The organism is Bacillus sp. UNC322MFChir4.1 (genome assembly GCF_000746135.1).
Taxonomy (GTDB): domain Bacteria; phylum Bacillota; class Bacilli; order Bacillales; family Bacillaceae_G; genus Bacillus_A.
The window spans coordinates 23,921-48,224 of record NZ_KN050815.1; the positions used below are offsets into that span (position 1 = coordinate 23,921).

28 protein-coding genes are annotated in these 24,304 nt (G+C 33.6%); 8 read left to right on the plus strand and 20 right to left on the minus strand.

From position 1 onward, the window contains the following. Window positions 1-20: 20 nt before the first annotated feature. Window positions 21-1,415 (plus strand): MocR-like pyridoxine biosynthesis transcription factor PdxR, encoded by a 1,395-nt coding sequence (pdxR, locus tag BR72_RS24535; RefSeq protein WP_035438095.1) that lies wholly within the window; start codon window positions 21-23, stop codon window positions 1,413-1,415. 209 nt (window positions 1,416-1,624) lie between these two features. Further along, a complete protein-coding gene (locus tag BR72_RS24540) occupies window positions 1,625-2,041 on the plus strand; it encodes a GNAT family N-acetyltransferase (RefSeq protein ID WP_035438097.1) in 417 nt (138 codons plus the stop codon). A gap of 117 nt (window positions 2,042-2,158) precedes the next feature. On the opposite strand, the gene alr is transcribed toward BR72_RS24540, so the two are convergent. Further along, window positions 2,159-3,334 carry an alanine racemase gene (gene alr, locus BR72_RS24545; RefSeq protein WP_035438099.1) on the minus strand — a complete coding sequence of 392 codons (1,176 nt, stop codon included), beginning with the start codon at window positions 3,332-3,334 and terminating at the stop codon, window positions 2,159-2,161. 167 nt (window positions 3,335-3,501) lie between these two features. Here alr and BR72_RS24550 point away from each other — a divergent pair, with 167 nt between their 5' ends. Then, window positions 3,502-3,963 carry a DinB family protein gene (locus tag BR72_RS24550; RefSeq protein WP_035438100.1) on the plus strand — a complete coding sequence of 154 codons (462 nt, stop codon included), beginning with the start codon at window positions 3,502-3,504 and terminating at the stop codon, window positions 3,961-3,963. Window positions 3,964-4,058: 95 nt separating this feature from the next. Here BR72_RS24550 and BR72_RS24555 read toward each other — a convergent pair whose 3' ends face one another. From BR72_RS24555 to cbpA, 9 genes are all read right to left on the minus strand, one after another. Further along, complete coding sequence (locus BR72_RS24555; protein WP_035438102.1) at window positions 4,059-5,018, minus strand: SPFH domain-containing protein; 960 nt, start codon at window positions 5,016-5,018, stop codon at window positions 4,059-4,061. Beyond that, on the minus strand, window positions 5,018-5,449 hold the full coding sequence (locus BR72_RS24560) for an NfeD family protein (protein WP_035438104.1): 432 nt from the start codon (window positions 5,447-5,449) through the stop codon (window positions 5,018-5,020). The genes BR72_RS24555 and BR72_RS24560 overlap by 1 nt, the downstream gene beginning before the upstream one ends. Before the next feature lie 268 nt (window positions 5,450-5,717). Next, on the minus strand, window positions 5,718-5,924 hold the full coding sequence (locus BR72_RS24565) for a hypothetical protein (RefSeq protein ID WP_035438106.1): 207 nt from the start codon (window positions 5,922-5,924) through the stop codon (window positions 5,718-5,720). Between the two features lie 403 nt (window positions 5,925-6,327). Continuing rightward, entirely contained in the window at window positions 6,328-7,062 is a 735-nt protein-coding gene (locus BR72_RS24570; protein WP_035438110.1) for a M15 family metallopeptidase, read from the minus strand. Between the two features lie 202 nt (window positions 7,063-7,264). After that, window positions 7,265-7,399, minus strand: a complete 135-nt coding sequence (locus BR72_RS27405; RefSeq protein ID WP_256217104.1) for a hypothetical protein — start codon at window positions 7,397-7,399, stop codon at window positions 7,265-7,267. Beyond that, window positions 7,392-8,546, minus strand: a complete 1,155-nt coding sequence (gene spoIIP, locus BR72_RS24575; protein WP_035438112.1) for a stage II sporulation protein P — start codon at window positions 8,544-8,546, stop codon at window positions 7,392-7,394. Before spoIIP ends, BR72_RS27405 begins: the two co-directional genes overlap by 8 nt. Window positions 8,547-8,713: 167 nt before the next feature. Next, a complete protein-coding gene (locus tag BR72_RS24580) occupies window positions 8,714-9,223 on the minus strand; it encodes a DUF1572 family protein (protein WP_035438114.1) in 510 nt (169 codons plus the stop codon). Window positions 9,224-9,241: 18 nt separating this feature from the next. After that, window positions 9,242-9,571 (minus strand): chaperone CsaA, encoded by a 330-nt coding sequence (csaA, locus tag BR72_RS24585; protein ID WP_035438117.1) that lies wholly within the window; start codon window positions 9,569-9,571, stop codon window positions 9,242-9,244. Between the two features lie 500 nt (window positions 9,572-10,071). After that, complete coding sequence (cbpA, locus tag BR72_RS24590) at window positions 10,072-10,719, minus strand: cyclic di-AMP binding protein CbpA (RefSeq protein ID WP_035438119.1); 648 nt, start codon at window positions 10,717-10,719, stop codon at window positions 10,072-10,074. Window positions 10,720-10,984: 265 nt separating this feature from the next. On the opposite strand from cbpA, the gene BR72_RS24595 reads away from it, so the two are divergent. The 3 genes from BR72_RS24595 (at window position 10,985) to BR72_RS24605 (ending at window position 13,909) form a co-directional block, all read left to right on the plus strand. Next, the gene (locus BR72_RS24595) at window positions 10,985-11,863 is read left to right on the plus strand and encodes a hypothetical protein (protein ID WP_035438121.1); all 879 of its coding nucleotides are present in this window, start codon (window positions 10,985-10,987) and stop codon (window positions 11,861-11,863) included. 253 nt (window positions 11,864-12,116) lie between these two features. Beyond that, entirely contained in the window at window positions 12,117-13,430 is a 1,314-nt protein-coding gene (locus BR72_RS24600) for a hemolysin family protein (protein WP_035438124.1), read from the plus strand. After that, on the plus strand, window positions 13,427-13,909 hold the full coding sequence (locus tag BR72_RS24605) for a DUF456 domain-containing protein (protein WP_035438126.1): 483 nt from the start codon (window positions 13,427-13,429) through the stop codon (window positions 13,907-13,909). Before BR72_RS24600 ends, BR72_RS24605 begins: the two co-directional genes overlap by 4 nt. Before the next feature lie 25 nt (window positions 13,910-13,934). Here BR72_RS24605 and BR72_RS24610 read toward each other — a convergent pair whose 3' ends face one another. From BR72_RS24610 to BR72_RS24620, 3 genes are all read right to left on the minus strand, one after another. Next, a complete protein-coding gene (locus BR72_RS24610; protein ID WP_035438129.1) occupies window positions 13,935-14,555 on the minus strand; it encodes an NAD(P)-dependent oxidoreductase in 621 nt (206 codons plus the stop codon). Window positions 14,556-14,660: 105 nt separating this feature from the next. Then, on the minus strand, window positions 14,661-14,855 hold the full coding sequence (locus BR72_RS24615) for a hypothetical protein (RefSeq protein WP_035438131.1): 195 nt from the start codon (window positions 14,853-14,855) through the stop codon (window positions 14,661-14,663). Between the two features lie 396 nt (window positions 14,856-15,251). Beyond that, window positions 15,252-15,710 (minus strand): spore coat protein, encoded by a 459-nt coding sequence (locus BR72_RS24620; protein WP_035438133.1) that lies wholly within the window; start codon window positions 15,708-15,710, stop codon window positions 15,252-15,254. A 371-nt stretch (window positions 15,711-16,081) separates the two neighbouring features. Between BR72_RS24620 and BR72_RS26160 the strand changes: the two genes are divergently transcribed. Next, window positions 16,082-16,171, plus strand: coding sequence for a YjcZ family sporulation protein (locus BR72_RS26160; RefSeq protein WP_081905000.1), 90 nt, complete (start codon window positions 16,082-16,084; stop codon window positions 16,169-16,171). A gap of 256 nt (window positions 16,172-16,427) precedes the next feature. Here BR72_RS26160 and BR72_RS24625 read toward each other — a convergent pair whose 3' ends face one another. The 7 genes from BR72_RS24625 to BR72_RS24655 all read right to left on the minus strand — a co-directional run bounded on the left by BR72_RS24625 (window position 16,428) and on the right by BR72_RS24655 (window position 23,701). Continuing rightward, on the minus strand, window positions 16,428-17,309 hold the full coding sequence (locus tag BR72_RS24625) for a TIGR03943 family putative permease subunit (RefSeq protein ID WP_035438135.1): 882 nt from the start codon (window positions 17,307-17,309) through the stop codon (window positions 16,428-16,430). A 3-nt stretch (window positions 17,310-17,312) separates the two neighbouring features. Then, window positions 17,313-18,209, minus strand: a complete 897-nt coding sequence (locus BR72_RS24630; RefSeq protein ID WP_035438137.1) for a permease — start codon at window positions 18,207-18,209, stop codon at window positions 17,313-17,315. A 211-nt stretch (window positions 18,210-18,420) separates the two neighbouring features. Then, window positions 18,421-19,362, minus strand: coding sequence for a magnesium transporter CorA family protein (locus BR72_RS24635; protein ID WP_035438139.1), 942 nt, complete (start codon window positions 19,360-19,362; stop codon window positions 18,421-18,423). Window positions 19,363-19,549: 187 nt separating this feature from the next. Further along, entirely contained in the window at window positions 19,550-20,929 is a 1,380-nt protein-coding gene (locus tag BR72_RS24640) for a putative polysaccharide biosynthesis protein (protein ID WP_035438141.1), read from the minus strand. A 163-nt stretch (window positions 20,930-21,092) separates the two neighbouring features. After that, window positions 21,093-21,695, minus strand: coding sequence for an undecaprenyl phosphate transporter UptA (locus tag BR72_RS24645; RefSeq protein WP_035438143.1), 603 nt, complete (start codon window positions 21,693-21,695; stop codon window positions 21,093-21,095). Between the two features lie 232 nt (window positions 21,696-21,927). Next, window positions 21,928-22,545, minus strand: coding sequence for an NUDIX hydrolase (locus BR72_RS24650; RefSeq protein ID WP_035438145.1), 618 nt, complete (start codon window positions 22,543-22,545; stop codon window positions 21,928-21,930). An 82-nt stretch (window positions 22,546-22,627) separates the two neighbouring features. Beyond that, window positions 22,628-23,701, minus strand: a complete 1,074-nt coding sequence (locus tag BR72_RS24655) for a CotH kinase family protein (RefSeq protein WP_035438147.1) — start codon at window positions 23,699-23,701, stop codon at window positions 22,628-22,630. Window positions 23,702-24,139: 438 nt separating this feature from the next. Here BR72_RS24655 and BR72_RS27720 point away from each other — a divergent pair. Then, on the plus strand, window positions 24,140-24,304 hold a 165-nt coding region (locus tag BR72_RS27720; protein WP_371261878.1), incomplete at its 3' end, for a CotG/ExsB N-terminal domain-containing protein.

Below are 24,304 nucleotides of genomic sequence, written 5' to 3' on the forward strand. Positions count from 1 at the left end.
AGTTTGAGAGGTTGATAACGATGGAGCTTACCATCCCATTAGACTCAAAAAGTAAAATACCTATTTACATACAAATTTATAACTATATGAAAAAAGAAATCTTACAAGGAAGGATCAAAGTCGGTAGCCGCCTACCATCTCATCGGAATTTATCTTTGCAGCTTAATGTAAGCCGTAATACAGTGGAATATGCATATCAACAGCTAATAGCTGAAGGATATGTAGAGAGTAAACATAGACGTGGTTTATTTGTAGCAAGTATAGATTACGATATGATTCGAACAGCAAATAATAAAAATATAGGAAATAGAAAGCAATCTATTCAGGAGAATTTCCGTTTCGACTTCAGTCATGGAAGCATTGATACCTCATCTTTTCCATTGTCAAATTGGAAAAAGATCACAAATCATTGTCTCTTAGAGTATGAAAAGGAATTATTTACAAAAGAAGACCCTCAAGGTGAATGGCAACTACGTTCGGAAATTTCTCGTTATCTCTATCAAGCACGCGGTGTTCAGTCTACTCCAGAACAAATTATTATTGGAGCGGGTACACAGCCACTTCTTTGGTTACTTTTGCAATTACTTGGTTATGAGAACAGCTATGCAATGGAAAATCCCGGCTTCCACCGCGTAAGAGCTATCATGCAAAGCTGCGGCTTACATATACAGCCCATTTCTCTAGATGAAAAAGGAATTCATATTTCTTCTTTATATGAAAGTGGCGCTACTGTCGCATATGTAACACCATCTCATCAGTTTCCATTTGGAATGATTATGCCACTTTCCCGCCGAATGGAACTACTAAAGTGGGCTAACGACAATAACGGGTACATTATAGAAGATGATTATGACGGGGAATTTCGTTATATCGGAAAACCGATTCCTTCCTTACAAGGATTAGACACTAACGGGCGCGTTATTTATATGGGCACATTTTCAAAATCATTTTTACCTTCATTCCGAATGAGTTATATGGTTCTTCCGCAAACGCTACTAGCAAACTATGAACATGATGGAACCATTTTCAAGCAAACTGTCTCCAAAATTCAGCAACTTACGTTTGCTACATTTATGAAAGAAGGATATTGGGAACGACACTTAAATCGCCTTCGTACTGTATATAAAAAGAAACATCACTTATTCATCCAAACCATTCAACAAGAAATGGGCTCTTCTGTTGATATCATCGGTTCTCAGTCTGGGCTTCATATTGTATTACACGTTCATAACAGGATGAATGAACAAGAGCTTATAAATAAAGCAGCTGAACAAAGCGTGAAAGTGTATCCTTTATCTCCGTACGATATGGTAAATAACCTCCAGGTTGAGTCTTATGTTTTGATGGGATTTGGAGGAATATCGATAACTGACATTCCATGTGCCGTTCAATTATTGAAGAAAGCTTGGTTTTAACAAAAAACTCAAAATAACGTATCCTTCCATATTTTTGGTAGTTGTTATATAATTATTTTAAGTGAATTTTCCGACAAGTAATTATATATATGAAAACACAGAAAATCATATCGATACTTATGTCGTTTACTACCTTTTCAGAGGAGCATCAATCTAGTTGGATTACCAATTTTTCTTCTAATTCATACACTAAAAAAGGAGAATATTCTATGCAAATTCAAAACAAATGGAGTAAAAAAGACAGCGATTATATTAGAAAACAACTCATTTCCTTCAATAACTCACAAGTTTCAGAAAGTAATCCATCACCTCTAAAAGATGTCTGTTTAACAGTGAAAAATGATGATGGAGAAATCGGAGCTGGTTTAATCGGTATTATTTTTTGGCAATGCCTACACGTTGATATTTTATGGGTCGATGATAGCCTGCGTCACCAAGGTTATGGCAGTAAACTTCTATTGGAAGCTGAACGAATAGCCAAAGAAACTGAATGTACGCTCATCAAACTTGATACTTTTAGTTTCCAAGCACCTGAATTTTATAAAAAGCATGGCTATGAAGTATATGGTGTTTTAGAAGATTTTCCAAAAGGACATACTCATTATTACTTACAGAAGAGAATATAAAATAGAAATTTTTAAGCTATACAAAAAGGATAGATAACACAGAGACTATTCTGCATTAACTATCCTTTTCTTTTTTCCCCTATACAGGAGAAAAGTAAGATATGAATTATTTAAACATTATTTGTTTCTTAATGGATTTACAATACCAACAATTTTATCATTTTCTTTATAAACACGGGGAATTCTTCGATTTAGCATACACGTTACCTCATAGTTAATTGTCCCTAACATATCAGCAACTTCTTCTACTGCAATCTCTTCATTACCTTGCTTACCATAAAAGACAACCTCATCACCAACATTTACAGGCATTGCTTTCGTTACATCTAACATAAGCTGATCCATACAAACACGGCCAATAATCGGTACTCTCACGCCATTGATTAGCGCATGCCCTTTACTTGACAATTGACGACTAAATCCATCTGCATATCCGATTGGAATCGTAGCAACCCACTCTTCCCCTGTCGCAACATACGTATTGCCGTAGCTTACCCCTTTTCCTTGTTTCGCTCGTTTCACATGAGCTACTTTTGACTTTAATGTTAAAACCGGCTGAAGTGATACTGTCTTATGATTCACTTCTTTCGATGGATACATTCCGTATATCCCAATCCCAACGCGAACCATATTTTGAAATTCATTATTTAGTTCCATTGTTCCCGCACTATTCGAGCTATGAATAAGCGGCAAATGAATTCCCATATCTTTTGCAATATTGACAGATTTCTCAAATGAATTTTTTTGCATCAACGTATATGTTTTATCTACTTCATCAGCTGTAGAATAATGAGTAAACACCCCTTCTACTTCTACATGTTGCATCTTTTTCAATTCTTGAAGAAACGGTACCACTTCTTCTTCTTGTAAACCAATCCGGCTCATACCTGTATCAATTTTAATTTGGATACGTACCCTCTTTTGTAGACGCTCTGCTATACGATCAATATATTTTAAATCTTCAATTCTGTATACAGTCATCATAAGATCGTATTCAATTGCTTCTTCTACAGCATCCTCCGGTGTATACCCTAATATTAAAATCGGTGCTGTTACACCTGCTTCACGAAGTTCAATTCCTTCATCCACAAAAGCAACCGCCAGATGACTTACTCCAACTTCAATTGCAGCCTTCGCAACTTCTACCGCTCCATGTCCATAACCATTTGCTTTTACAGCTGCCATCATTGCAATATTTTCATCGTTTACACGTTTTTTAAATTCTCTCACATTATGTTTTACTGCCTCTAAATTAACTTCAACAATTGTATTTCTTCCGTATCTTGAAATCATTTATTTTAACTCCTAACTCAATAATTCCATTCTATTTATCGTTCAATAGGACCTTTAACACTATAATACTTTTCATTTTCCCAGTCAAACTACTAGAATCTTCAGAATCTTAAGTGTGATATAATTTCTTTAAATCCTTATTATAAACATATGCGAGGAGAAATACAATGTTTATTCAAGCTGCACTGCACCAATTAGAAATTGCGATTGATTCTACAATACAGATGTTAGAACAGGTTACTTATGCTGAATTACAACAACGACCGCTCGATAATAAACGCTCGCTCTTTGAAATTTGTACGCATCTATCCCTTATTTGTCATGCTGATTTATTTATTTTAACCGAAGCATCAAAGGAAGAGTTAGATGCATTTTACTTACAACATACACCGCATACGCTTGAAGAGGTGCAACAGACAATGAAAGAAGGTTTCCAGCTTCTTTCTAAAACATTTCAGGCCTATTCATTAACAGAACTTGAAGAAGTCACCCATTCTTACTGGGGCACTTCCTACTCTCGATTTGAGTGGTTACTTGAAATTGTTGCTCATTTTTATCATCATCGCAGTCAATTACATACCTTATTAGCTGAATATGTAAAAGATCCTCAAATTTCTTTGTTCGAATAAGAAATTTGAGGATCTTTTCACTTCTTTTAAAGTATTACTCACGTCATCGACTCCAAAAACAGAAGAGAAATGGCAACCATTTCTCTTCTTCGTTTCTATTGTTCTTTTGTCGTATCTATAGAAGGCAGCTTTTTCTCTTTAAACAACTCTCCAATTGCTCCTAAGCTTCCTAATGTTTCAACAGCATTTGACGGAAGGAATACTTTATTTGCAGGTCCCTTTGCAATCTCCGTTAGAGATTCAAATGACTGGTATGCAAGTACTCGCTCATCAAGTCCTGACTGACGCAACATTTGAATCCGGATTTGTTCTGCTTTTGCAATTTCTTCAATCGCTCTCGCTTCCCCTTGTGCTTCTAATTCTTTCGCTTCTCGTAAACCTTCTGCCTCGCGAATACGCGCTTCTTTATCCCCTTCAGCCATTAAAATTTTACTTTGTTTCTCCCCTTCAGCTCGAAGAACTTTATCTTGTTTTGCTGCCTCAGCTTCAAGAATAATAGCACGTTTATTCCGTTCTGCTTTCATTTGTTTTTCCATTGCTGCTTGTATATCTTTTGGAGGGTTAATATCTACAACTTCAACGCGTTCAATACGAACACCCCATTTTTCTGTTGCTTCATCAAGTGCCAAACGGATTTCTGTTGAAATTTTTTCACGTCCAGATAATGTTTCATCGAGCTCCATTTTCCCGATAATTTGTCGCATTGTTGCAGATGTAATATTACGAACCCCAAATTCATAATTGGAAATACCATATGTCGCTAGCTCTGGGTCTATAACTTGATAGAAAATAATTGTATCAATCTCAACTTGTACGTTATCTTTCGTAATTACTTTTTGCGGTGGGACATTTGTTTGTTGTATACGCAAATCATGATAAAGGCGTACACGATCGATAACTGGGATAATTATGTTTAAACCTGGATGCATAACACGATGAAATTTACCTAAACGCTCTACAACACCTACTCTTTGCTGCGGAATAATTTTAATTGATAATGCGATAAATACAATAACAATTAATGCTAGAATAATTGATAAAGTTAAACCAACCATTATAATTCACACTCCCTTTTCACGTGCACTACTGTGCTGCTTCTCTTTACAACAATAACGCTTTCCCCATCCAAAATTGGTTCGTCTGATACAGCAGTCCACATATCTCCCTCTATTTTTACAATGCCATTCGCTTCATTTGTAATCGCTTGCAAAATAATACCTTTTTTTCCAACAAGCTGATCCACTGCATCAGTATAACCTTTCGCTTCTCGAAAATTTTTAGAAATTCGTTTTGTGAAAAATGTCAAACTAAGACTGACAACAGATGCTATTACAACTTGAAGTAGCAAAGAGTTGGGTATAAATAGTCCGATTAGACCTCCGACCACGGCACCTATTCCAAGCCATAATAAGTAGAACGTTACAGTCAGCATTTCTGCAATAAATAAAAGACCGGCAATAACAAACCAAATCACCCACCCTGTCATGTGCAACCCTCGCTTCCATTCTATTTTTAATATGTATATGAGGGAAAGAGAACTTTATCACGTTGCATACGCAACATTCATTAATAGGTAAAAAATATATTAAAATTATATATTAATATATTCTTTATTATACATGATAAATCCTCTCGAAAAATATAATAATTCCTCTCAAAAAGTGACAAAAAATCAAAATCTTCTCTAAAAAAGAAAATTTCTCATTATAATGTTACACATTATATAAGAATAAAAGAAGGGGATAGATACAAGGTTAATCCAATATCATTTTTTTATTGATGTTTTGGATATCCCTTTGAATATTTTCATTTAAACGGCTAAGCTTATCAGGATTCGCCACCATGTAAATGGAATTGATTTTCCCTTCTTTAAACTCAAATGAAAATACGTAGGCCAGGTAACCGTTAATCATAACAACAATTCCTGGTCCACCAATAATGGCGACATCAAATTTATTCATTTAAATCCCTCCTATTCTTTTCATTAATCAAGACGGATAGAGGGGTTCAATTGTGACAAAAAAATTAATTAATGAAAACCTTTTTTAGCCTAATATACGAACCAGTTTATCTATGGGCTATATTCATTATTGGACATATGGCGGAACAATTCTATGTCACTCAATGATTCCTTAATCCACCTTTTATTCAGATGTTCTATTTCCTTTAGTCAAAAAAACACCCCTTTAGACAAAAATAGCCAAAGGGGTAAAGATTCGCGACTTTTTTCAAAACATCGCTTTCTTGTTTACTCATAAACTTTTTCTTTTATAGCATCGTCATTTCCCTTTACTCTCTCACATTAATGGGCGGTAAGACCCCAATTGATAAGAACCATCTATTAGTGACCCACTAATGGATGATTCACTTTATAGCTTCTTCTAAAGTAAGCTGATTTTCATACAAATAGGCAGCATATGGATTTCCAACATAGCGAACATGCCATGGTTCATACATATACCCTGTTATATCTTCTTTTTCTTTTTCATAACGGATAATAAACCCAAACTTATGGGCATTTTCAGCTAGCCACTTTCCTTCTTTCGTTTTTCCAAAGGAAGAATCTAATTGAAACTTTGCCGATTGTGATGTAATATCAACAGCTAATCCAGTTTGATGTTCACTTGTTCCTGGAATTGCACTAGACATCGCTGTTTTTGCTTCTCCATCTTGTTTTTTATACATCGTATTTAATGCTTTTTGTCTTTCAAATGAACGAAATGCTGAAACAGCAAATAAAATAATATTTTCACGCCTCGCTTGTTGAAACATACGCTCCAATGATAGAGCTGCTTCTTTACGCATTTTCTTTTTTTCATTATTGCCTTCATATAGAAAACGGACTTGGGGTATCACTAAATCTTGCGGCTCATACAAATCAGGTAAGCGCCTTTTCTTATTTACAAGAACAAGCGTTGAATCTGGATTGTTAACAACTGCAAGCCCACCTTCTATTTTTGCAATTGTTTCTTGTACCTTTGGAAAAATAACGTTTCCTTGTGCTTCTATCGCTTGCTTTTCATTATTTTCTATATAATGAAGCACTGTAATTACGCAAATGGCAATCACTATACCAAACAACATCCATTTTTTCTTCATATAACATCCTTTTATTCTAATAATTTTTCCAAACAAAACTTATCAACTTTCGCTTTAACCGTAATAGTTAATTTTAAAACTAATCATATACCATATATTTTTCCCGTTCTCTCATCGATTTAAACATTTCTCTCCCTATTATCAAAACGATTCTAATTCTTTCCTTATCATTTATTCAGACATACAGTTTTACATAATATAATTATGCGTAGAAACTTCTTGATACATGAACATTCGCTACTATTTTTCCAAATTCCTTTTCCATTTTCATAAGATAATGATACAAATTTCGATACAAAACAAACAGCGTAAGCAACGTTTGCTTACGCTTAGCCATTCACCTTTTCAGCCTGCCAGTAATACTCACTAAATGCTTCTGCAAGTGCATCGATACTACGATCGACTTCCTCTTCTGTATTATCAACACCGCCTACTTCAATAAGAATAGCTTGACCGGATAAATCTTGATTGTATACACCATTTCCAGTACTAAAATCTTTTTGAATAACCCCTCGGCTTAATCCAGGATATTTTTCCTTTAATGATTCATGCAGCGCTGTTGCCAATTGCAGGTTTTTCGCATAATTTTTATTTCCCTTACCAATAACAAATGCTAACTTCGCATAGGATTTATCACCAATTGTTTTCGTTGTGACCTCTTTCCGCGCACTATCTCTATGCAAATCAAAAAAGTATTGCAGCTCTCTATTACTTGTCATTGCTTCTTGCACAATTTCACGAGACATTTTATAAGAACTGCGATCATTTAATCCTCGGCTCACTAACATGTTACCAACATCTGTTTGATCATTCGTTGCGCCTATTCCATAATTTTCTAGTTTTTCACGAAATCTATCTCCGAATATAGAAATGTTCTTTACTGAACTCGTTGCTTTATTCGAGTTTGGATTATTCGTTAAATTTAACAATGGTAAATATGACTCCCAACTATGCGTATGATAAATAAACGCTACTTTTCGATTTCCTGTCGTTTGGGCTGGCTTCTTTTTTTCTTCATGTGATTCGTTATTTTTAGATTTCCCTTGTTCCCCCGCCCGTTCTTTTACAAGCTCTTCTAAAGGTACACTCGATTCAATAGGTAAATTTGTATAATTTGTTCCTTCTCCAGCAATTACAATTTCCGTATCATATTTCGAAAACCCAGGAAGCTCTAATCCAATTAAACTACGAACATCATCAAGGCGAATATTTGTCGCAGCAGATAAAACAAAAGAAGAAATCGAAAAATCTGTATTTAAATGTCGATATTCTTGTGTAAAATAACGATTTTCTGAGCCAAGTACATACATATAGCCATTCATAGACAGTTCATTTAACCATTTATATAAATACGTTGACTTTGTTTCTTTTAATGATGTTACGATCATACTAACAAATAAAAAAGCTGCCATAATGCCCAATAAAAGTAGAAAAATAAATTTCGGAAGACTTGTCCGTTTCACATAAAAATAGCTTCGATTCATTAAATCACCCTCTCTCTCTAAACATATGTACAAGCTATAGAGAATAGACCAAATGAAATTTGGCAACATTGCTACTGAGGTGAAAAGAATTGAAGCTGATGATTGGGGTGTTTCCTATTGAATTGTCGTGTATCTTTGTTTTACTTGCGATATATTCAACACTATTTTTACATAAATTGATTAGACTTCCCTCTAGGAATACTTAAACACGTCCATTCTTTTTCCTTCAATAGTTTCCCAATATAAATCATTTGCCCGATATGTGAAGCATAATGAGCAATTTGTCTTTCAATCGCTTGCATCACCGTATGGGACTCTCGGCGTATATAAACTGTTTTTAGAACATCATTAACTGTAATAGATTCCAACGCCCGAAATACAAATAACCAGCCTTCTTCCCAAGAATATAACAATTCTTCTTTTGAAGCGTATCCACCTTCAAATTCATTATCACGATTCCGATCTTTCTTTTCGCCATCTGTCGTTAGAAAACTTGTCCACCTTGAACGCATATTCCCATATAAGTGTTTTACAAGAATCGCAATACTATTTGCTTCTTCATGAGGAATCCAGCACATTTCTTCATAAGTAAGCTGCGATAACGCCCGATCCCCTTGCCTTTTAATAGCTTGAAAATTTTCTACTGCACACTGTAAATAAGCTTTTGCTATGTCCATTTTTTGTCCCCCTATATTTTAGCTAATCGCTGTCCCATTCGGCACTTCCATACCCGGTTCTAGTAATATAACATCTCCTTTTTCAGGAACACCGCCAAGGACAAGTACTTCAGATTTAAATCCAGCCACTCGTTTAGGCGGAAAATTGACAACCGCAACAACTTGCTTTCCAATAAGTTCTTCCACTGTATATCGTTTCGTAATTTGTGCACTTGATTGTTTCATTCCAAGTTCACCAAAATCAATCTCCAGCTTAATTGCAGGCACCCTGGCTTCTGGAAATATCTCTGCATGATGAATCGTTCCAATACGGATATCTAATTTCATAAAATCTTCAAAAGTAGCCATTTCTATCTCTCTCCTTACTATTCATATATAAATTCATTTTGAGTTATCAACTAAGTCGCTGCTATGTAGAACAAAACTTAACCTGCACTTATTTTAACCTTTGTGTGCGGTAGAAAAAGACCCTAACTGTTTTTATGTGTCCAACTATACCGAAAGAACTTTTTTGCCTTTATTCAATCTATATATTTGACAATCTCTTTCATTTTCCTTTACAAAAAAATGCTTACACATCTTTCTTTCATACTTCCTGTAACACTTTCGAACTATATGTATCCATTTTAATTTTTTGACATATAAATCGTTTCTACGCAGAATACAAAGTTACCGCTACTTGCTTTCTCCCTTTGTTTTAACCTTTCATGTGGCAGAAATAGGTCCTGACCGCTGATATGCATGACTAGATGCTCATATTCTCCCCTAAAAGAAAAGGAATTTTTTCTATTTCATTAACTTATGTATAAATAAAAATCCACCCCTTATTTTCGGGATGGATTTGCCTCTTACTCTACAATCTCCACTTCACGTGAATCTTTCATTTCTTCTACATGTATAACACGGAATCCATGGTCCTCTAAATCTGTTAAAAGTGTTTGTAAGTCTTCTGCCGCAAACTCTTCTCCTAATGTAAACATAATTCTACGTACATATAGTGCCTTGTTATCAAATGTCATTAAACTTTGGATCCCGTTATACTTTTTCAATACAGTTGATAATTTTTGAATAGCACCATTATAATCTTGTGTTCCGATCATAACCGAATATACACTAGAATGAAGACCCCACGCATCTTCTAGTAACTCAAACACTTTTTTATGCGTTAAAATTCCAAGAAAGATTCCATTATCATTCACAACAGAAATATATGGTAACTCCTTAATTGTAAAGAAAACTTTAAAGAATGAAGAGTCTTCTTTTACGTAGCCATCTTTATTGCGCAATAATTCTTTGACATTATTGTCTAAAGAACCTTTGTATTCTAAAACATCTACTTTGTAAATATTCCCCAAAAACATTTCTTCTTTTTCATCTAGAACCGGGACACATCGGTATCCCGTTTTATTCAAATGATCTAATGCTTCTTGTAACGTGAATGTTTCCTTACAAAATAATACCTCTTTTTTTAAAACATAGTTTCCCTTTACTCTCATAAAAATCCCCCTTATGTTAAAATAATTTCTGTGACATAAATATATAATATTTTTAGAAAAAAATAAACGAATTTATTTAATTCTTCTGAATTCTGTTTATTATTCGTCACAAATTCTTCTTATACCTTTCGTTTTTTCAACAAATATCAAAGGAAAATATTCTATAAAAATTTTCTTTCCTACCTAAAAGAGATTGTATATTCGAAAAAAAAACGTTACAATAATAGAAATAATTTTCAGAATATTATAAGGTAAGGTGGTGTGTATGACAACTTCTATTATTTCTTATGTATATCGTTGTCTTTTTGGGATTATAGTTATTATTCTTATTAGTCCAATTCCTTCCGTTTTTCTAAACAGTGAACAATCCTACTCTGAAGCATTACATACAATGATTAATCAGTTGATGCATTTTCGCTCCATCACGATTCCAATAACGGATTGGATTCATGAACCATTCTTTTTCTTTTCTTACTATCCAGAAAATATAACAAAATCATTTCATTCAACTGGATTGTTCCCATACATATGGAAATTATATTTTTTATCTATGATACGACTCTTCTTTTCACTTACTGTTGGATTTTTCATCAGTCTTGGAATTGGTCAATTTTTCACTAAATTATCTTCTAAAAATAGAAAACATTTTTTAGTATTACGTTGGGTTCCCTTTTCATTTGGAACTGTTTCACTTCAATGTAGTGTCATTATTCTCTATCTATTCCTAACATCATACATACCCTTTCCATACTTTTCTTCTCTTTTAATTATTTGGAGTACGTCCATGGTCATTATTATCCAAGCCATTAAAAAATGGATTCCTTTCTTACATACAGCCCAAAAAACAACACATATACATGATTCAGCTTTTCTTAGTAATACACTGTTTGTTTCTCTACTTGCCAGTCATAAATCTATCATTGGATCCATATTAATTTCCTTTACATATATGGAATGTATTTTTCATGTAAATGGATTATTTCAATTTATTGTACAATACTGCGTTACTTCCCCTATACTTGTTACAATAGGCCTTTTATTACTTTATATCCCATACATGCTGCTTTCCCTTTTGCAAATATTATGGAAAAGAAATCGTTATACCGAGCACATTCATAGCCTATCTCGCACAACAATAAAGTGAAACTTTTCTTCAAACGATTCATTAGTTATCCGATTGAGGTCCTTATTAGCGATTCCATTTTTTAAAATCGCAATAAGGACCAATAAATCAAACCTTTTATCAGCTCTTTGCTCCCCCTTATAACTGTTTTTTACTAAAATATTACTTTTTCTTTACATTCTTTGACTATTCTTTCCTTTTCCATATATTATTAAAGTAATACTTTTATTCAGGAGGTGACATCTTTATTCTAATTTTAGAATAAAGAATATCCTTGGACATATTAAAACTTTTCCTCATCGCTTTACTCATTCTTATTTCTGGATTTTTCGTTGCGTCAGAGTTTGCTGTTGTTAAAGTACGCAAAAGTCGGATTGACCAACTTGCTAATGAAGGCAACAAACAAGCAATTCTAGCAAGAAAAGTTATTTCAAATTTAGATGTATACTTATCTGCTTGTCAGCTTGGTATTACGATTACCTCATTAGGTCTCGGTTGGCTTGGTGAACCTACCGTGGAACATTTATTAAAGCCGCTTTTTGAAAAAATAAATATAACAGGTAGGGTGGCGCATACGTTATCCTTTGTTATAGCCTTTAGCATGATTACGTTCTTTCATGTTGTACTTGGTGAGCTCGTTCCAAAGTCATTTGCTATTCAAAAAGCGGAAGAAATTACATTGAAGTTCGCAAGACCTTTAATTCTATTCGATAAAATAATGTATCCTTTTATCTGGTTATTAAATAGTACAGCACTCTTTTTCACAAAACTATTGGGATTACAACCAGTAAAAGAAAATGAACTTTCTCACTCTGAAGAAGAGTTACGTCTTATTTTAAGTGAAAGCTATAAGAGTGGAGAGATTAATCAATCGGAATACAAATATGTAAACAATATTTTTGAATTCGATGATCGAGTTGCAAAAGAGATTATGGTTCCGCGTACTGAAATGATCTGTTTATCAACTGAAAATTCATTAGCAGAAAATATGGAGATTATCTCCACTGAAAAATACACACGTTATCCAGTTATCGGAAAAGATAAAGATGATGTTGTCGGTATAATTAATACTAAAGAAATCTTCCATGATCAAACAAAAGGAATTTGCAAACCGCTACAATCATACATACATCCTGTTTTAACAGTATTTGAAACCGTACCAATAAAAAAGGCGCTCATTCACCTACAAAAAAACCGCGTTCAACTAGCAATTATTATGGATGAGTACGGTGGAACTGCAGGCCTTCTTACAATGGAAGATATTATCGAAGAAATTATTGGAGAAATACAAGACGAATTTGACACTGATGAAACACCAATGATTGAAAAACGTAATCCGACATTAACGGTACTTGATGGAAAAGTACTCATTTCTGATGTAAATGATATGTTTGGCCTTCATATTGATGATAGTGATTTAGATACAATTGGAGGATGGTTTTTATCACAAACCATTGACATAAATATTGACCCTGGTCATATGATTCAATATGAAAATTATCAATTTAAAGCATTAGCAATAGATGGACATCAAGTAAAAAAAATTGCGGTTAGTAAAATGGATATACAAAAAGGAGTTACGCCGTGAATTTCTTATTAACAATATGTATTATCGCTTGTTTTATCATATCATTTATCGCGTTCATCTACCCAATCATTCCAGGTATACTCGCTTTATGGGCGGGATTTTTCATTTATCAATTCGGTATGAACGACTTACAATTAACAAAGTCATTTTGGATTGTTCAAATTATATTTACAATTATTATTTTCATAGCTGATTTTATTACGAATAGCTATTTCTTAAAAAAGTATGGAAGTACAAAATGGAGCGAACGTATCGGTATAGTTTCGATAATTGTTGGATCATTCTTTTTTCCGCCATTTGGGCTGATTATTATCCCATTCCTTTCCGTTTTCGCAACAGAATTAATGCATAAAAAGGCTGTGAATGAAGCCTTTATGGTCGGGGTTGCAACTGTCATCGGATTTTTAAGCAGCACGATAGCTAAAGCGATTTTACAAACCATTATGATTATTATATTTGTATGTTATATTCTTTTTTAGCCATCCTTATCATAAGGATGGCTTTTTAATAGGCAATGCCAACTCGTTTTTTATAATGAATATCATGATAAAGTAATTGATAAACAAAATGGGCTGTATCTCCAACTGTGATCTTCATACCATCTAGCGGTAACATATCCTCTTCAGTACGATAAATAGTTGTTTCTTCTCCATCTATTAAGTGTGTTGGGCAGACAATCGTCCATTGTAATTTGCTATTCGCTAAAGCTAAATAGGCCGCTACATGGTCTTCCGCTGCAGCCGTTGTCTTTCGACGTGATTCACTGGATTGAAAGCGATATAATTGCGGATTCACACGTGCCTGCAAAATCCCAGCCGTTCCAATTGTTATAATTCTTATAATCCCTTCCTCGTTCATAGCGTCTATAATATGCGGCAAACTTTTTGATAACGTGCCGTTTCCATCGGTACCAAGTGCACTAATTACAACATCTGCTCCCTTTACACACTCTTTCACATCTTCTTCATTCCATACATTTCCTTCTATTACACGAAAATTCTCATGTTGTATTTGTAGCTTCTCTTTATTTCTCACAAGCGCTGTCACCTTATGATTATCCTGTAATGCAAATTTTAAAATTCCGACTCCAACTCGACCTGTTGCCCCAAATAAACATATATTCATACTAACTCACACCCTTTCGCTCTCTCTATTATTTCTGAAGAAACAAAAATACACAACAAAAAAGCTTTCTCATTGATCGAGAAAGCTTCTATCATCATATAACATTTATTTCTTTTCAGTGGAGCTTGAAGAACTATCTTTCGAGTTTTTATCTTTTACTTCTCCACTCGTTTCTTTTTCAGTTGTCTTACCTTCTTGTTGCGTCGTCTCATCTTTCTTTTCCTCATTCTTACTACAACCTACCACAAATAAAGAGCTAGCAAGTGCAACGGCTGTTAACGATTTAACCCATTTATTCATTTGCTTTTCCTCCTTTTGATAGAATATGTACATACTCATATTACTTCTCTTTTTTAAAGGAAATATTATAGATTAGTAAAGAAATAGTAAATCATTGTTAATTTTCTAAGGTTTAACTATATATAGGTTAAAAAACGACATAAAACCCCTTTTTTATGGGAGGACGTGAGTATCTGGCCATGCAGAGGAGCGGTCAAGGTCTTTTCTTGCCACATGCGAGGTTTTGTGCAGGTCATGGTGTATATTGCAAAGCAGCGATTTATATGTCGAAACATAAAAACAGACTTATATAACATTTTAATTCATAGGATTGTGATACTAATCAGGTTTTGTCTTTTGAGAATATGGAAAATTTTAACAGATTAATTAAAAAAGACAGCGATATCACTGTCTTTTTCACCCATATTTCTCTTCATCTATCATTTCTTGTATGCTATATTCTTTTTTCACTACATATTGCCATACACTGTAAGCATTTCGGTTCATTTTCAAGAAACAACTTTCTAAAAAAGAGCGAAATTCTGGATTTGCTACTTGTATTGCTACTTGTGCATATTCAAGTGCTAACCGTTTTAAATATGAAATATACGAAATAGCAATTTCTATATCACTTTTTTGTCCGTTGTAGGTCGTATGAATCATTTCCATTGAGGATAAAAGTGGATATTGGTAAATGATATGCTGTACATTTTCACATTCTTGAAAGTTAATTTGTTCATTGTATGCCTGCAATAAGTATGGTAAATGTTTTTGTAGCAATTCCTTTAATTCATGATCTCGTACTTCATTCATATATTCACCAATCACACATATGACTTCATAACTATAATCCATGAGTTTCTCAATATGCTCCATTCAATATTTCCTCCTCTCTATTGATATGTATGCTCGAAATAGAACGACAGAACTTTTGTGAATCTTACAAAACTCTCCTATACTTATGTTTTCAAAAATTGTCTGGTCTGCTAAAAATCCATCATCAATTAAAGTAGTTGTTCCATGAAAAAACCATCTAAATGTTAATATACTTTAGCTCTAGAACCCCCGTAATTTATACGACATACTTTAATAACGAGACAACATTGTTAAATCACTATTCTTATATATTTCCATCTTCCTCTTTCCTTATACAAAAAAAAACGTCTTTATATGGCATATATCCCAGTCAAAGCATTATAAAAGTGCATATTGTATTATGTACTTTATAACTAAAGGAGGAAAAAACAATGGGCTTTGGACATCACGGCGGCGGGTTTGCGTTAGTTGTTGTATTATTTATCCTCTTAATTATTGTTGGTGCTGCATGTTTTTGCTAATTAGCTAAATGCTCCATACAACACTTATGTAGACAAAAAAACTATGAAAAAGAACATCTAATGTTTAGATGTTCTTTTTCTGTATATACAAGTTAACAATTAAAGCAAAAAAACTTTCTTTTTAAGGAGGACGAGAGGATCTGGTCACGCATAGAAGCGGTCATGTTGTATACTGCATAGAAATGACTTCTATATCGAAAAATTAAAATGGATATATTCTCCCTTATCTGCTTTACATTAAAAAAAGCCGACTTTATCAATCGGCTCCTCGATATACATATTGTTCTTTTGGAGATTCTACTGTGTTCCATTTTGTAACTTCTAATACAGGGATATTTGCATGAAACGGTTGATAAAACTCTGTTGAAATTGTTCCTTCGACTTGAATCCATTCATCATTTTTCCACTGGGCATCTTCAGGTTTCTTGACCAGCATGCCATATACACCCGAATCAGCAACACAGTGAATAATTCCAAAGCGAAATAAAAAATATTGTTCTTTTTTAGCAGAATCATCACGAAAGACAAAACCTTTAAAAGAAATTGTTTTACCTGTAAATTCACCAGGATAGTTATAAATAACTTCCATTCCTTTCAAAAAGTTTGTATCTTCTAAAGCAATTTTATCTTTTGCTACAAATTGCTTTTTCTCTTTTTCCATCACTTCTCGATATCCTTCTTTTGCATAATAAATACTTGTATCTGGTCTTAAAAACTGTCGATTCATAAACGGATCTTTACTTTCTGGTTGCGCAACAGGGAAATGAAACCCTTTTGCTTTTACAATGTCAGAATCTAACGTTGCAATCGGAAAAAAGAGTCCCGAAATGATCGGAAAACAAAATAGTGTGTATGCAATTGTACGTTTCCACCATGTATTTTCGTCTTTTGAATGATCATGACCACAGTGACTTTCATTACATCCACATTCATGATCATGGTTATGATCTTGATTATGTTTACCATGCTCTTTTTGAAATACAATAATCATTTGGATTACAGTTAAAAATCCTAAAATAATCGCTGCTGTTTTTGATAAATACGCATATTTCATATTGATATATTTTGTAATATCTCCTGAAATATGAAGTTGTGCTAATAAAATTGTAAATCCAAGTAAAATATAAGCGCGAAACATTAATTACCACCCCATCGCATAAATGAGTAGTGAGCTTGCATAAACAACAACTGTAATTAAAACAACAACAATAATAACAAAACGTGTTTTAAAAGTTGCAAGCATCATAAACATATTTTTAATATCTACCATCGGTCCGTACACAAGAAACGCAACGAGAGACGCTGTTGAAAATGTGCTTTGGAATGAAGATGCAATAAACGCATCAGCTTCTGAACATAACGACAAAATAAACGCCAGTCCCATCATAACAAGTGGTGAAGAATACGGCCCTTGTCCAATTGTAAGGAGTGTAGAGGTCTTCACAAAAGTTTGTACACTTGCTGCAATAAGCGCACCAATAATTAAAAATTTTCCCATTGAGAAAAACTCTTCGACAGCATGTGTACATACGTCCCAAAATTTTTCACGGAATGGTCGATTATGATTTACCACCGGAAAATTAGTATTCCGTAGTTGATGGTCTTTAAACATAAACGATAAGACAAGTCCGACAATAATAGCGACAATAATAGCAACAATAGCGCGATACCAAACCATATGCATACTACTCCCAAACGCTACATATGTCGCAAATAAAACGACAGGATTAATAATGGGTCCAGTCAACATAAAGGCAATCCCTGCGTATGGTGGTACTCCTTTCCCAATAAGGCGCCGAACGATCGGAACAATTCCACACTCACACCCAGGGAACATCATCCCTAGAAAAACTGCTAATAAGACAGACAGAAAACGATTCTTTGGCATCCACCTTGCTACCATATCTTCTGTCACAAACATTTGAATGAATCCTGAAATAAATACACCTATTAATACAAATGGCAGTGCTTCAATTAATATTGAAATAAAAATCGTATTCATTTGCAGGAACGCTTTTGGTAAATGAAACATTTCCATGATGCATATCCCCCATCTTTTCATTAACAATATGTAATTGTAACTGTAATCTGTAGATTGAACAAGTAGTTATAAAAATTAACCTAAATGGAATATTATACATGTTTCATTCCATCAATTCATGAATAGCAGTGAACAAAAAAGCTAATTTATCAATACTTTATAGTAAAAAAGCTGTTTTGGAAGTGTTCCAAAACAGCTGAATTTCATATTAAAAATAACGTTTCTTCCAAAAAACAAAGGCCATTAAGCAAGATAATACCGCCGATATAATCATGGCCATTAAAAACCCATGAGGATTTTCGCTTAAAGGAACTGGAACATTCATTCCAAAAAAACTAGAAACCATTGTTGGTACTGATAATATGATTGTCATAGAAGTTAAAAACTTCATAACACTGTTTAAATTATTGGAAATGACAGAACTGAATGTATTCATCATACCACTTAAAATATGGCTATATATTTCGGCCATTTCAATTGCCTGCTTATTTTCAATTAATACATCTTCAAGTAAATCTTGATCATCTTCATACATTTTTAAAAATGTATTATTGCGCATTAATTTTTGAATCACAATCTTATTTGCCTTTAAAGATGTCGTAAAGTACACTAAGCTTTTTTCAAGCCCTAATAACGTAAAAATCTCTTTATTTTTCATCGATTTATTGAGCTCATGCTCTAAATCGGTTGTTTTTCGATTAATCTGTTTTAAATAACGTAAATAATAAGTAGAAATCGTGTATAAGAGCTGCAGTGCAAAACGTGTCTTTTTAAAAGTATAAAATTCTTTAATACGTTGATTAATAAAACGTTCAAAAATCGGATTTTCTTCCAAACAAATTGTAACAAAACATTCCGGCATGACAATCATACCAATCGGAATCGTATCATACATTGAATTTCCTTCTTCGTCATGTCTAACTGTTGGAATATCGACGATAATTAAAGCATTATCATCTTCTTTTTCAATACGCGAACGTTCTTCATCATCCAAGGGATCTTTAATGAAGTCCAGTTCAACATTTAATGTTTGAACTAAAAATTGAATTTCTTCTTCCGTTGGATGGAGTACATTAATCCAGCAGCCCTTTTGAATCTCCTCGATCTCTTGTAGTTTTCCGTTTCGGTCTGTTAAATAAATATTTAACATACTATCACCCCGATTCTTTTTACATGTAGGAACCAACCTCACTTTGAAATAACAGTCTATTTTAAACCGCCATTTTCAGCATATGAAACAAATGAAGAGATTTCAATAGAAAATTGTTTTGAAAACGCTTTTCTTCACAAATTATTCAAATAGAAAAAGACAGAGCATTCTCTGTCTTTTATAGACATTATGTTGTCTTTATAACATATTTAGAAAGTATCCACAAGTTAAACGAAACAGAAACAGTATAACCAGCATACGTCGCAATAATAAAACTGATATAGTCAAACTGTGGAAGTAACACAATGTTTAATACAATTTTGATCCCGATTCCTATAAGTAAACCAATTACTGTTTTTCCCTGTTGATTAATCCCTTGTAGCATAGCTGCTGTTACAGAAAATAACGAAAATAATATACAAGCCGGTGCGTAATAGCGTAAAATCACACTTCCTAGCGCAGGATCATTTCCTGTCCCAAATAGTAATGTATATACTGGTTCAGCTAAAACCATCATTCCTAACGATGCTGGAATCGTTAGAAATACTACGAGCAAGTTTGTTCTTGTAAAATGTTTATATAATAACTGGTCATTTTTAGCTATATACGCCTTCGTCATCTCAGGAACGAGTGACATACTAAAAGCTGTAGCAACCGAAACTGGAATTAACACTACCATTTGTACGAGCCCAATCACAGCATTTATTTTTTCCGCTTCTCGCTGTAAATATCCCATTTGCATTAATAACTTATTAATTGTAAATGTATCAATTGTTTGATACAAGGGAATTGCAAGACCAATAACAACAAATGGAATAGAATATGCAAATAATTCTTTATACAGTGCGAAAAATGATTTTGTTGTTTGCGGAACACTCATATTTTCTTTTTTCTTTAAATGCCGTCTTCTCTTTAAGTAATATGTAATTAATATTCCAAGTCCTGCTACAGCTCCTACAAAAGCACCAAACGTAGCAACTCCAACCGCCACCGCTGTTGATCCTTTGTTTATATGAAGCACTGCAAAACTTCCAATTAAGATTGTTAACATTCGAAAAAACTGTTCCACTACTACACTTAAAGCAGATGGCCCCATCGATTGAAACCCTTGAAAAAATCCACGTAATAAGCTCATAGAAGGAACAATTAGTAAAGCAAAGCTTACAATTTGAATATTATATGTAACAGCTGTTACACTATTACCTGTTTGATCTCCGCTATCTATAACACCCTTTGCTAGATAGGGAGCTAAACAATATAACAATAAAAACGATATTACTCCCATACCTCCCATAAAAATAAGCCCGCTTTTTAATACTCGTTTCACCGTATAATAATCGTCTAATTCATTATATTTAGATACCATTTTAGAGACAGCTAAAGGAAGTCCCATCGTTGCGATACTAAGCATAATTGTATAAGGACGGTAAGCATATGTATATAATACATATCCTCCCGTTCCAACCATCGCTGTAAAAGGAATAACATATATAAAACCTAACATTTTCGAAATCATAGTTGCCATTGTTAAAAAGAATGTTCCGCGTAAAAACGGTGATCCTTTCATGAAACTCCTCCGCTATACTGTTTTACTACACAATATGGACAACTTGCTTCTTTTAGAACTGATATAAGATAAAACTTTAATCACTCAGAACCTTAAGTTTGCATCTTACTTCCCGCAAATAGCGGGACAAACAAAGAAAAAAGCCAATGAATACTCATTGACTTTAACGAACTGTTTTTCTTTTTTTCAATAATTTCATACCTATGTATACAGCAATAAAAAGAATCGCCCCTGCGATGAAATAATGCGTGTAATCAGCAGCATATTCTTTAATATGACGCCAATTCCCACCAAGTTTTTCACCTAAATAAATAAACAGGATAGACCACGGAATAATCGCGAGTACTGTATATACTGTAAATCGTTGCAATGACATTTTAGCTAGTCCTGCTGGAATCGATATTGCATGACGTACAAATGGGATAAAGCGCGCAGAGAAAATTACGCCTGCACCATATCGATTAAACCACTCTTCTGCTACATCTAAATGTTTCTTATTAATCAATATATATTTACCATATTTTTCAACAAATGGACGTCCGCCGTAATATCCAAGCCAATACAAGAAAATTTGTGCTAACGTTCCACCAATCGTCCCGGCAATTACTGCCCCAACGAAATTAATTTCTCCCTTAGCAACTAAATAACCCGCATAAGATAATACAATTTCACTCGGAATAATTTCGATCATCAGCCCTAACGCAATCCCGGAATAGCCTAAACTTATAAAAAATTGTAGTAACTGTTCAACCAAATTTGCTAACATTCTTCATTATCTCCTTTTTTCTACGCACACACACTTTCTTATTATTTCATAAAAATCTACCCTTGCCAATATGCTACTACTTTATAGTATAAAATTATGCAATAATAAAAAAACATACTTACCTTTTCTATTTCAAAAGGAAAAAGTGCACGATGGAATATAGATTACTAGAAATCATTCCAAAAGACAAGCAAGTTATCAAAAATTTACTAATTCTTCACAAAGAAATATTTTAATCAACCAATCTTTCTTTATTCGGATCTTTCATATAAGCAAACATTTGTCGGATTTGCCATTCTGTGTTTCTTCCTATTGAGAGTTCTGGCAATTCTTCTTCTCCAAAAAAGCGAACATCTTCTGTTTCAATACCGATTTGTCTTTCACCACCTACTATTTCACAACTAATAAATATTTTATATACATCAATTGCAGAAGGTGATGGTTGATGTTTCTGTTTATCAAAAATAGATAACAAACGAAAATTGTCTACTTTGTAACCTGCTTCTTCAAAAACTTCTTTTTGCGCAACTTCCGTAGGTGTATATCCAATATCAGCCCACCCACCTGGAAGTGCCCATTTCCTATCACTTTTTTCTTTTACAAAAAGTAACTTTCCTTCTTGAAACACGACTGCTCGTATATCTACTTTTGGAGTTTGATAACCCGTTTCACTTGCAAATAAACTCTCGACTACTTCCCAATCCGTTTTTGTATAATGTGACATCATTTCAATCGATAATTTTCGAAGCTCTTGAAAACGTTCTATATCATATACATCTTTTGAATATGCTAATCCCGCCTGCGCGATTGCCTGTATTTGTTTGACCCATTCGATCCACTTTATTTCCATCATTTCACCTTCTTCAATTTAGATTATTCTTAATTATATAACAAAAAAGAGATTGATCGTTCAATCTCTTTTTTTTTCGCCTTCATAATTCATCTAAATGTTCTCGTATAAATTCATGACGCTTTTCTATATATTGAAAAATCAAACTTGCCTCACTATCAAACACATCTATTTTCGATTTCACATACGGATCTTGCAAAATATGTGGACGAAGTTCTTCGTACATTCCTTCTACTTTCGGTTTTATATATTCTACTGTAAATTGATGAGAGAGTATATCTTCCAAAATTTTTCTATATTGCTTTCTAAATACATCAACATCAAGTAATCTAGCACTTAACGTATTAAACCCTTGAATACGAACATAATCATGATCCATCTTTCGGCCTTGTACATCTCGTCCCCACGTTGCATCATAATCCCATGGAATCATTTCAAACAACTTTGTGTCTTCATTATGATAGAGCGCATAATTGTGCACAAATCCATCGAAGTTTTGTGTGCATACAACACCCGCTAACCATCTTAAATATTTATCAACATCCACATATTTTACAATTTCTTTTTCATAAGCTGCTCTGGAAATCGTATTCAGTTGATAGATAAATTCGCTAATGTGTTCTTCACTATGTTCATTTCCATACTTCACCTCATACCCTAAGGACAATTTCGCTTTTATATCTTTATCTAACTCACTCACTAATGAAAAATTCGCATCATCATCGACTGCATAGTAAATCGAACCATTTGGTAATTTTCGTTTTCGCAAAAAATCTTCATCTACCGATTCTAACTGTAAATAAACTCCTTCAAATCGATTATTAACCTTCACAAGAACATGTTGCGCCTTTGGCGATAACGTACCAATGTCTGAAAAAAAATCTAGTGATAACTTATTCCGTATTAAAGAAGAATCGTTAAACTCCGAATTAAAATGCAGCTCTTTCACACCTTGAAAAAATTTTGGTTTATAGAACTTCACATGATATGATTTTTTCTTCAATTTTCGAATATGAGAGCCGCGATATACGATATCAACATCATACTTTCTTTTATTATATGTTAACTTAGCTGGAACAGGATCATCAGACCAAACATCTTTTCGTAACTCGACAATATACATTGGATGAATAAAAAAATCATAAGAAGGTATCATTTTCTCCCTTCCCCTCTCTTTCATCTACAATCAATGTATGCTTTTTTTTTCCGATTGTCACATCCGCCATAATTTCATTTTTATCAGCCATATATGCTTCTCCGATGCAAAAAAATAAATTCTTCATTATGTAATAGTACGAAAAGAATTTCTTTTTCAAATTACTAAAATAAGGAGGTATTCTTTATAAACTGTGATATTCAAAAATCTGTAAATCTTCTAAAACCTCGTATCACTCCTGCAGGTCAAAAAGATCAATATACTAATTCATAAATAGTTGGCTACCTATCACAGTCTGTTTTCTTTAGGGTATAACACCATTTTTCAAAAAGAACAAACACAATTTATCTAGTCGACATACCCTATTTATAGAAAGTTCATTATTCAAAATTCAAAAATAAATAAAATCTCATTTTTTATTAAGGAGGCTTTTCATAAATGTATTCAAAAGACGACATTCAAAAAGCAGTGGAAGAGATAAAAGCGACAGGAATGGAAACCTTTCTAAACCAAGAGCCTAAATCCAACCGTAAACGTTCTCGTTCTTGCCGCTCCGATCGTTCTCGTTCTTGCCGTTCTAAACGTTCTCGTTCTTGCCGTTCT